The 10,166-nt window shown below is 69.0% G+C and carries 8 protein-coding genes; 5 read left to right on the forward strand and 3 right to left on the reverse strand.

Annotated elements, in window-relative coordinates; genetic code table 11:
* Positions 1-234 precede the first annotated feature (234 nt).
* Positions 235-534, reverse strand: a complete 300-nt coding sequence (locus VNR19_RS14370; protein ID WP_325033749.1) for a chorismate mutase — start codon at positions 532-534, stop codon at positions 235-237.
* A gap of 78 nt (positions 535-612) precedes the next feature.
* Here VNR19_RS14370 and VNR19_RS14375 point away from each other — a divergent pair, with 78 nt between their 5' ends.
* Positions 613-1,794 (forward strand): AI-2E family transporter, encoded by a 1,182-nt coding sequence (locus VNR19_RS14375; RefSeq protein WP_325727909.1) that lies wholly within the window; start codon positions 613-615, stop codon positions 1,792-1,794.
* Positions 1,795-1,857: 63 nt separating this feature from the next.
* Here the strand turns inward: VNR19_RS14375 and VNR19_RS14380 are convergent, their stop codons facing one another.
* Both VNR19_RS14380 and VNR19_RS14385 read right to left on the reverse strand, forming a co-directional pair.
* Positions 1,858-3,180 carry a lactonase family protein gene (locus VNR19_RS14380; RefSeq protein WP_325727912.1) on the reverse strand — a complete coding sequence of 441 codons (1,323 nt, stop codon included), beginning with the start codon at positions 3,178-3,180 and terminating at the stop codon, positions 1,858-1,860.
* Between the two features lie 121 nt (positions 3,181-3,301).
* On the reverse strand, positions 3,302-4,588 hold the full coding sequence (locus tag VNR19_RS14385; RefSeq protein WP_325727914.1) for an adenylosuccinate synthase: 1,287 nt from the start codon (positions 4,586-4,588) through the stop codon (positions 3,302-3,304).
* Positions 4,589-4,663: 75 nt separating this feature from the next.
* On the opposite strand from VNR19_RS14385, the gene VNR19_RS14390 reads away from it, so the two are divergent.
* The 4 genes from VNR19_RS14390 to VNR19_RS14405 form a co-directional block, all read left to right on the forward strand.
* Positions 4,664-4,876 (forward strand): hypothetical protein, encoded by a 213-nt coding sequence (locus tag VNR19_RS14390; RefSeq protein ID WP_325727916.1) that lies wholly within the window; start codon positions 4,664-4,666, stop codon positions 4,874-4,876.
* 40 nt (positions 4,877-4,916) lie between these two features.
* Positions 4,917-5,669 (forward strand): Pr6Pr family membrane protein, encoded by a 753-nt coding sequence (locus tag VNR19_RS14395; protein WP_325727918.1) that lies wholly within the window; start codon positions 4,917-4,919, stop codon positions 5,667-5,669.
* A gap of 323 nt (positions 5,670-5,992) precedes the next feature.
* Positions 5,993-7,435 carry an argininosuccinate synthase gene (gene argG, locus VNR19_RS14400; RefSeq protein ID WP_325727920.1) on the forward strand — a complete coding sequence of 481 codons (1,443 nt, stop codon included), beginning with the start codon at positions 5,993-5,995 and terminating at the stop codon, positions 7,433-7,435.
* A 211-nt stretch (positions 7,436-7,646) separates the two neighbouring features.
* Positions 7,647-10,166 (forward strand): penicillin acylase family protein (locus tag VNR19_RS14405; protein ID WP_325727922.1); only part of this gene is annotated, 2,520 nt, incomplete at its 3' end.

Below are 10,166 nucleotides of genomic sequence, written 5' to 3' on the forward strand. Positions count from 1 at the left end.
GCGTGCTCTGCCCTCGGGAGTGAATGGCGCGTTAGCGTGAGTCACGAAGACCTCCGTGGAAACGATCTGAGTGTGGTTACCCACATCGTTCCCGGAGGTCTTCGCTCACATCACGTGATCACAACGTGTCGGGGAAGAACACCTAGAGACTCCTCGGGAATCGGGCTTCGCCCGGGGAACAACGGATGCCTCGGCCCCAGACGGGCCGGGGCATCCGGTCTTTCCGGCGCCGGCTCAGCGACCGTCTGCGACGGCGGTGTGGTGACGGATCACCTCGGCCACGACGAATGTGAACCACTTCTGCGCGAACTCGGGGTCGAGGTCGGCGTCTTCGGCGAGGCGGCGGAGCCGGGCGATCTGCTGCTCCTCGCGTGCGGGATCGGAGGGCGGCAGACCGTGCTCGGCCTTCAACTCGCCGACCTGCTTCGTGCACCGGAAGCGCTCCGCCAGCAGGTAGATGAGGGCGGCGTCGATGTTGTCGATACTGGCCCGCAGTCGCAACAGGGTGGCTGTCGGGTCGGCGTCGTCTGTCATGGCGTCCTCCTCGACCTCCGACGATACCGGCCGCTCGGGTTCCCGCGCCGCGACGGGGCGCGGTCCTAAAGTGTTCGCATGAGCGACGGCACGGCAAGCCCCGGTCCTGAATCCGTCGCAGCCGACCCGGCTGCCGGAACCGATGCGGCGGATGCCGCATCCGCGGTCACTGTCATCGACACCCGACCGCCCCACCCCTCACCCCCCGCACGACTCGCGCACATCAACCATCCGGTCGCGCTCGGGTTCTTCCTGACGCTCGGCGGGCTGTTCGCGTTCGTGCTCGGCGTCGCCGTGTCGAACCTGTCGACGATCATCATCTACATCGTCTTCGCACTGTTCGCGGCGCTCGGCCTCGACCCGATCGTGCGGTGGTTCGAGCGGCACAGAGTCAAGCGACCATGGGCCATCGTCATCGTGTACGCCGCGTTCGCCGTCGTGATGGTCGTGATCCTGTGGCTCATCGTCCCCGCGGTCGTCACGCAGATCGCCCAGTTCATCGGCTCCATCCCCGACATGGTCGACGCCTTCGAGTCATCCGACATGTACGCATGGCTGCAGGCGAACGTCGGCGACCAGATCGGCACGGTCCTCACCGAGGTCGAGGGCTTCCTGACGAACCCCGCCAACATCGCGGCGATCGGCGGAGGCATCCTACGGCTCGGCGTGGGGGTCGCGACCACGATCTCGGGTCTCATCATCGTGCTCGTGCTGAGCCTGTACTTCCTGGCATCGCTGCCCGTGATGAAGGAGTCGTTCAACCGCTTCGCGCCGGCCCGCAACCGCGCGAAGGTCGCGAGCATGACCGAGCAGATCACCGACTCCATCGGCGGCTACCTCATGGGGATGGTGATCCTCGCCTTCTGCAACTCGGTGGTCGCGTTCATCCTCCACCTCGTGCTCGGGTTGCCGTTCCCGGCGCTCATGGCGGTGCTCGCCTTCGCGATCACGCTGATCCCGCTCATCGGCTCGGTGCTGTACTGGGTCATCGCGACGACGATCGCGCTGTTCACGGGGTGGGTGCCGGCACTCATCTTCGCCGCGATCTACCTCGTCTATATGCAGATCGAGGCATACCTGCTCACGCCCCGCGTCATGAACAAGACGATCTCGGTGCCGGGTGCACTGGTGGTCATCGGCGCCCTGGTCGGCGGCACGCTGCTCGGGCTGCTCGGCGCGCTCGTGGCGATCCCCGTGACGGCGTCGATCCTGCTCATCATCAAGCAGGTGATCATCCCGCGGCAGGACGCCAAGGAGTAGCTGCGCGGGCGGCGCGTGGCGCCGCCCGCGGCGGTCAGCGCCTCGCCATACTCGGCGCGGCGGTCAGCGCGCCGGCAGGATGCACGACGGCGAGGGTGCTTCGGCGCGATGGCGCACTCGCCCGGGAACACCGGTGCGCTCGTCGAGCGTGAGCGACACGACGTCGTTCGAACGCTGCCCCGCGACGAGCAGCGTGTCGCGCACGACGAGGTGATGGCGCGGCCAGTCGACGCCCGACTCGACGAGTGCGACAGGCTCGACCGTCTCGCCCGCGCCGCGCACTCGCAGCGTCGCGATCGTGTTCGATCCGCGCAGGCCGGCGTACAGGAACTGTCCGTCGCGCGACATCGCCAGCTCCGCGCCCGTGTCGCCCAAGCTCGACGCGGGCGAGGCCGCCGTTCCCGCGACGACCCGCCACCGACCCTCGCGGTCGCGCGCGAGCGTGAACACCTCGCTCGAGAACTCCGTCACGACGTGCAGATGACCACTCGGGTGGACGACCATATGCCGCGGGCCGCATCCCTTCGGCAGCCTCACCTCGTGGTCGAGGCGGAGGCCCGACGGAGTCTCCCGCCAGATGCGAACGAGGTCGAACCCGAGGTCGGTCGTCGCGATGCGGCCGTCCGGGAGGAACGCCGCCGCGTGCGCCCGCGAGGTCCGCTCGGGTTCGGGTTCGGACTCGGGCTCCTCCTGGGCGGTTTGGGGCGTGTTTCCTTCCTTGGGGCGCATCTCTTCCGCCCCAGGGTCGGAATCGCGCCCCAAACGCGCTCCGGCGGCCGACGACACGTCGGGCACGAGGTGGGCGTACTCCTCGCCGGCCGCCTCGCGCAGGGCACGGGCTGCCGCCGCGAGGTCGATCGCGCCGGCGGCGGCGAACGGCTCACCCGCGTCACCCGCATCCGAGTCGTCGCCGTAGGGGTCGGATGCCGCAGCCGCCGTCACCGGCCGTGAAGGCCTCCCCGCGGCGTCGAGCGCGACCCGCACGACCGAGCCGTCGCCCCACGCGCACGCGACGAGCGACGACGCATCCGGAGCGACCGCGACGTGGCACACGATGTCACCCACGGGAACGAGCTCGCCGAGGTGCTCGAGCTCCGCGTCGCCTGCGCGACGGAACGCGGCCACGTGGGCGGACCCCTCGAGAGCGGCGTACACGACGTCGAGGCGAGGGTGGGCGGCGAGCCAAGACGGCGAGCCCGTCGCCGCCGGGTCGAGTGCCGTCGAGGCATCCGTGTTCCCGTTGTCGCGTCGCGGACGCACGACGCCGCCCGTGTATGCGAGCGGTCCGCCCGCGAGGTGATCGTCGGGCGCGCCGGCGAGCAGGCCCCCGATGCCCGGTGCGGAACCCTCCATCTCGGGGGTGTACCCGCCGAGCCAGAACCTCATGCGGCCCACCCCCTCGCCCGAATCAGGACATCTGGCGCAGACAGGAGGTTCCGCGCCAGAACCTCCTGCGCCCGCCGGATGTCCTGATCCGGGTGAACGGCTCCGCGGGGCTGCGACACGGTCAGTCGATGAGGTCGTGCCGCACGACGACCGCGTCGCGCGCTGCGCCGACGCCGATGACCGAGATGCGGGTCCCGCTCATCTCCTCGAGCGCGAGCACATAGTCCCGCGCCGCCTTGGGGAGGTCCTCGAACGAGCGCGCGGTGCTGATGTCTTCGCTCCACCCCGGGAAGTACTCGTAGACGGGCTTCGCGTGGTGGAAGTCGGACTGGCTCACCGGGATGTCGTCGAACCGCTCGCCCTCGACGTCGTACGCGACGCACACGGGGATCTGGTCGAGCCCCGTGAGGATGTCGAGCTTGGTCAGCACGAGATCGGTGATGCCGTTGATGCGCGTCGCATAGCGCGTGATCGGCGCGTCGTACCAGCCGACGCGACGCGGGCGGCCGGTCGTCGTGCCGAACTCGAAGCCGCGCGAGCGCAGCCAGTCGCCCTGCTCGTCGTGCAGCTCGGTGGGGAAGGGACCCGACCCGACGCGGGTCGTGTAGGCCTTGACGATCCCGACGATGCGGTCGAGGCGGTTGGGGCCGACGCCCGCGCCCGTCGCGGCGCCGCCTGCGGTCGCCGAAGACGACGTCACGAACGGGTATGTGCCGTGGTCGACGTCGAGCATCGTGGCCTGACCGCCCTCGAACACGACGACGTCGCCGTTGTCGAGCGCGTCGTTGAGCAGCAGCGACGTGTCGGCGACGAGCGGACGAAGGCGCTCGACGTACGACAGCAGGTCTTCGACGACCTCGTCGACGGTGATCGCCCGACGGTTGTAGACCTTCAGCAGCAGGTGGTTCTTCTGGTCGAGGGCGCCTTCGACCTTCTGGCGCAGGATGTTCTCGTCGAAGAGGTCCTGCACGCGGATGCCGACGCGGTTGATCTTGTCGGCGTACGCCGGCCCGATGCCGCGGCCGGTCGTGCCGATCTGCCGCTTGCCGAGGAAGCGCTCGGTCACCTTGTCGAGCGTGCGGTGGTACTGCGTGATGATGTGCGCGTTCGCGCTCACGCGCAGACGCGACGTGTCGACGCCGCGCGCGTGCAGCGCCTCGAGCTCGGCGAACAGCACTTCGAGGTCGACGACGACGCCGTTTCCGATGACGGCGTTCACGCCCGGCGACAGGATGCCCGAGGGAAGCAGGTGCAGCGCGTACTTCTCGTCGCCGATCACGACCGTGTGGCCGGCGTTGTTGCCGCCGTTGAACTTGACGACCCAGTCGGTGCGATCGCCGAGCAGGTCAGTGGCTTTGCCCTTGCCCTCGTCTCCCCACTGCACTCCGACGATCACGATGCCTGGCATGGGCTCTCCCCCGTTTGCGGACGGTTACACCCCATCCTATCGACGCCCTCCGGATGACCCGCCCAGGGTGTCCTCATGAGGCGCCGTCCTGCGACGGGCGAGACCGGGCCCCACGTCGTGGTGGACGCAACGATGCTCCTGCACGAGCACTTCACCCCCGAGCAGTGGGCGTCGTGGATGGAGCTCGTCATCGACGCGATCGAGTCGGTCGTCGACGAGGGGTCGGGCGCGGTAGAGCGCTGTCGCAACGGCGCACGGCAGCGCGGCACGACGGCGCGGCATCCGTGAAACCCCCGATCAGCGCATATTGCGCCGCTAAGGTGAGCGCATGCGAAGCACCACGATGGCGTCGGTCTGGTCTGCCGCGCGCGCCGTGATGGCGCTCGCGATCGTCTCGGCGGTCGTCGCCCAGCTCGTGATGTCGGTCGACACGGCCGCGGGGCTCGGGCGCGACGTCGGGGTCACGGTCGTGAACTTCTTCGGCTTCTTCACGATCCTCTCCAACACCGCCGCCGCGCTCGTGCTGCTGTGGGCTGCGATCTGGTACTGGGCACGCGGCCGTACGGCGGATGCCGAACCGGCGGCCCTCGCGGTCGCGCTCACGTGCGTGAGCACGTACATGGTCGTGACGGGGGTCGTCTACAACACACTGCTCCGCCACATCGAACTCCCGCAGGGGAGCGAGCCGATCCCGTGGTCGAACGAGGTGCTGCACCTGATCGGGCCGGCGTTCCTGCTCATCGACGTGTTCGTCGGACCGCGGCGGCGACGCCTGCCGTGGTCGGCGGTCTGGGTCGTCGCCGGGTTCCCGATCCTCTGGGCGATCTACACGATGGCTCGCGGGCCGCTCACGGTGAACCCCGCCACCGGCGCCCCGTACTGGTACCCGTACCCGTTCCTCGACCCGAACAACTCGGCCCTCGAACCCGTCGCGGGATACCCGGGCGTCGCGCTGTACATCGTCGCGATCGCGGCAGTCATCCTCGGCATCGGCGCGCTCGTCGTGTGGTGGCGCCGCCGGACGGGAGTGGGTGAGCCGGGTACCGCCTCCTCACCCGAGCAGGAGCCTGCGATGGCGTGAGCGGCGCCCCGGAACGCCTCAGGCGCGCCCGCTGCAGTCAGGCGCGCCTGAGGGTTTCCCAGAAATGGAAGGCTTTGGCCCCAGCCCTTGTGCCCCCCAGCGGTCACGTCATCGGCCCCCAGCGCCGGCGTGACGAATGTCACAGTAGCTTGTCCCCCAAATAGGGGACATACGCGCGCGCGAGTCTCTCAGCAAACTTTCAGCTTTCGTCGCGATCACGCGCTCTGCGCCGCCACGAGCACGGCCCGGACGTGGTGGTCGCGGTCTCACTCCGGCTGAACGACGGGATGGGTGCCGAGCACCGCGCAACTAGACTGGAATCCATGTCCAAAGTGCTCCAGTCCCTGCCCATCGGCGAGCGCGTCGGCATCGCCTTCTCGGGAGGACTGGACACCTCCGTCGCGGTGGCGTGGATGCGCGACAAGGGCGCGATCCCGTGCACGTACACAGGAGACCTCGGCCAGCCCGACGAAGACGACATCGAGTCGATCCCCGAGCGCGCCCTGACCTACGGCGCCGAGGTGTCACGGCTCATCGACTGCAAGCCCGCACTCGTCGAAGAAGGCTTCGGTGCGCTCGCGTGCGGCGCTTTCCACATCCGCTCCGCCGGGCGCACGTACTTCAACACGACGCCCATCGGCCGCGCCGTCACGGGCACGCTCCTCGTGCGTGCGATGAAGGAGGACGGCGTCGACATCTGGGGCGACGGCTCGACCTACAAGGGCAACGACATCGAGCGGTTCTACCGCTACGGGCTGCTCGCCAACCCCGCGCTGCGCATCTACAAGCCGTGGCTCGACGCCGACTTCGTGCGCGAGCTCGGCGGTCGCAAAGAGATGAGCGAATGGCTGGTCGCGCACGGATTCCCGTACCGCGATTCGGCCGAGAAGGCGTACTCGACGGATGCCAACATCTGGGGCGCGACGCACGAGGCCAAGACCCTCGAGCACCTCGACGTGTCGCTCGAGACGGTCGAGCCCATCATGGGCGTGCGGTTCTGGGACCCCGAGGTCGAGATCGAGACCGAAGACGTCACGGTGACCTTCGAGGCCGGCCGCCCGGTCGCGCTCAACGGCGTCGAGTACTCCGACGGCGTCGCGCTCGTGCTCGAGGCCAATCGAATCGGGGGTCGCCATGGCCTGGGCATGAGCGACCAGATCGAGAACCGCATCATCGAGGCGAAGTCGCGCGGGATCTACGAGGCGCCCGGCATGGCGCTGCTGTTCATCGCGTACGAGCGGCTCGTCAACGGCATCCTCAACGAGGACACGCTCGCGACGTACCACGAGCAGGGCCGCCGCCTCGGACGCCTCATGTACGAGGGCCGCTGGCTCGAGCCGCAGTCGCTCATGCTGCGCGAGTCGATCCAGAAGTGGGTGGGCTCCACCATCACCGGCACCGTCGCGCTGCGCCTGCGCCGCGGCGAGGACTACACAATCCTCGACACCACCGGACCGGGCCTGTCGTACCACCCCGAGAAGCTCTCGATGGAGCGCGTGGGCGACGCCGCGTTCGGACCCACCGACCGCATCGGCCAGCTCACGATGCGAAACCTCGACATCGCCGATTCGCGCTCGCGCCTCGAGTACTACGCGTCCGCGGGGATCATCGGCGGTGCGACCGGCGAGCTCGTGGGGCACCTCCAGCCGGGCGAGGCGGGCGAGATCACCGAGCACGCCGAGGCCTACAGCGCGGAGCGCGAAGAGCTCGCAGAGGCGACGGATGCCGCATCCGAGGCCGCCGCGTTCGATTTCGGCACCGACTGAACCCCGTTCCGCGGGCTCCGCACAGGTCGGAACGCCGCGCTGAGTCGTCTCGGACCCCGCCTTCACGGCCCGTTCACCGGACTTTGTTCTGCGCCGCCGGGCTGGGCGGGTTAGGATTCCCCGACGGTGCGTGTGACCCGAACGCACGACACCGGGGTTCGCGATGCACGACACCGCGTCCCGTTCCTCGCCAACCCGCGAAAGAACTTCGATGCTGAAGACACAGACCGAGTCCGACACGGACCATCCGGCGTTCATCGAACCCTCTGAAGAGCGGCAGCCCCGCAAGTCGTCCTTCGGCCGCAAGATCGGCATCACGCTCTACAGCATCGTCGCGGGCGTCGTCGTGATCGCCCTGATCGCCGTCGGCGCGATCGTGTGGACGATCCAGCGCTCGTTCCCGCAGCTCGACGGCGAGCTCGTCCTGTCCGGGCTCAACGGCGAGGTCAGCGTGCAGCGCGATGAGCTCGGCATCCCGGTCATCACAGCGACCGACACGCACGATCTCTTCTTCGCGCAGGGCTTCGTGCACGCGCAGGACCGCTTCTGGGAGATGGATTTCCGCCGCCACGTGACGAGCGGACGCCTGTCGGAGATGTTCGGGGAGTCGCAGCTGGGCACCGACATGTTCCTCCGCACTCTCGGGTGGCGTCAGATCGCCGAGCAGGAGGTCGAGCTGCTCGACGAGACCACGCGTGCCTACTACGAGGCGTACGCCGAGGGCGTCAACGCCTATCTCGCGGGCCACAAGGGCCCCGACGCGTCCTTCGAGTACGCGGTGCTCGGCCTGCAGAACTCCGACTACCGGATCGAGCCGTGGACGCCGGCGGACTCCGTCGCGTGGCTGAAGGCGATGGCCTGGGACCTCCGGTCGAACATCGAGGAGGAGACGGAGCGCGCGATCGTCGCGAGCGAGTTCACCGAGGCCCAGATGGCGACGCTCTACCCGTCGTATCCGTTCGACCGCAATCCGGTCATCGTTCCCGAGATCTCCGAGAACGCCCCCGCGCCGTCCGAGACCGTCTCGCCGATCGACCCCGAGGCGACGGATGCCGACGCAGAGGCCGAGGATGAGGGCGGCGACGCCGCGGGAGCGGTCTCGACCGATGTGACGGCGTCGGCTGCGGCATCCGTGTCGCATGAAGCGTCTGCGGCGGCGGCCGCCATCGACTGGCGATCCGTCTCGGACGTGATCGAGTCGGTGAGCGACCTCGTCGGCCCGGTCGGGGAGGGCATCGGCTCGAACTCGTGGGTCGTCTCGGGCGACCTCACCGAGAGCGGCCTGCCGCTGCTCGCGAACGACCCGCATCTCGGCGCGTCGCTGCCGAGCGTGTGGCACCAGGTCGGACTGCGCTGTGCGGAGCTCACCGACGAGTGCCCCTTCGACGTCGCGGGCTTCAGCTTCTCGGGCGTTCCGGGAGTCGTCATCGGCCACAACGACCGGGTCGCGTGGGGCTTCACGAACCTCACCACCGACGTGACCGACCTCTACCTCGAGAAGATCGAGGGTGACCGGTACTGGCGCGACGGCGCGCTCGTGCCGCTCGAGGAGCGCACCGAGACGATCCGCGTGGCGGGCGGTGAAGACGTCGAGCTCACGATCCGGAGCACCGTCAACGGGCCGATCGTGTCGGGGCTCACCGACGACTTCACCGCGGTGGCCGCCGACCCGTTCGTCGGCACGAACGGCGTGATCACCGAGCCCGTCAACCCGCCGACGGGCGAGTACGCGGTGAGCCTCAAGTGGACCGCGCTGGAACCGGGCACGACGGCATCCGCCATCTTCACGATGAACCGCGCGCGCAACTTCTCGGACTTCCGCCTCGCCGCGTCGCACTTCGACGTGCCGGCGCAGAACCTCGTCTACGCGGACGTCGACGGCAACATCGGGTACCAGACGCCGGGCAAGCTGCCGATGCGCGGCGCCGGCGACGGCACGATGCCGCAGCCCGGGTGGGACTCGGCATACGACTGGCAGGGGTTCATCCCGTTCGACGAGCTCCCGGTCGTGTACAACCCCGACGAGGGCTTCATCGTCACGGCGAACAACGCGATCGTGCCCGACGAGTACCCGCACTTCCTCACGCGGGACTGGGACCACGGATTCCGCGCCGCCCGCATCACCGAGATGATCCAGCGTCGGGCCGCGAACGGCGAGCTCACCGCCGCCGACATGCAGGCGATCCAGGCCGACGACGACTTCCACATGGGCAAGCGCCTGACGGCCGAGTTCATGGAGCTCGACACGGGCGACGAGAAGACGGATGCCGCGCTCGAGCTCCTCCGCGAGTGGGACGCGCAGAACGAGCCCGACTCCGCCGCTGCGGCGTACGCGAACGTGCTGTGGGACGAGCTCGTGCAGAGCCTGTTCGTACGCGGGCGCGAGAACCCCGCGCCGATGACCGACCAGAGCCGTCTGTTCGTCGTCGTCGGCAACCTCCTCGACGACGAGACCTCCGAGTGGTGGACGAACCCGTCGCTGCGCGTGTCCGGCCAGGACGAGATGCTCCGGCACGTCGCCCAGGCCGCATACGAGCGGCTGGTCGAGCTGCAGGGCGACAACCCGGCGAGGTGGAACTGGGGCTCGCTGCATGCGCTCACGCTGCGCAACGGCACGTTCGGTTCGTCCGGCATCGCGCCCATCGAGTGGCTGTTCAACCGCGGACCGTTCCCGGTGGGCGGCGGCTCGTCGGTGCCGAACGCGACCGGCTGGGTGATCGGTCAGGGCTTC

This window comes from Microbacterium sp. (genome assembly GCF_035556355.1).
In the GTDB taxonomy this organism is placed as follows: domain Bacteria; phylum Actinomycetota; class Actinomycetes; order Actinomycetales; family Microbacteriaceae; genus Microbacterium.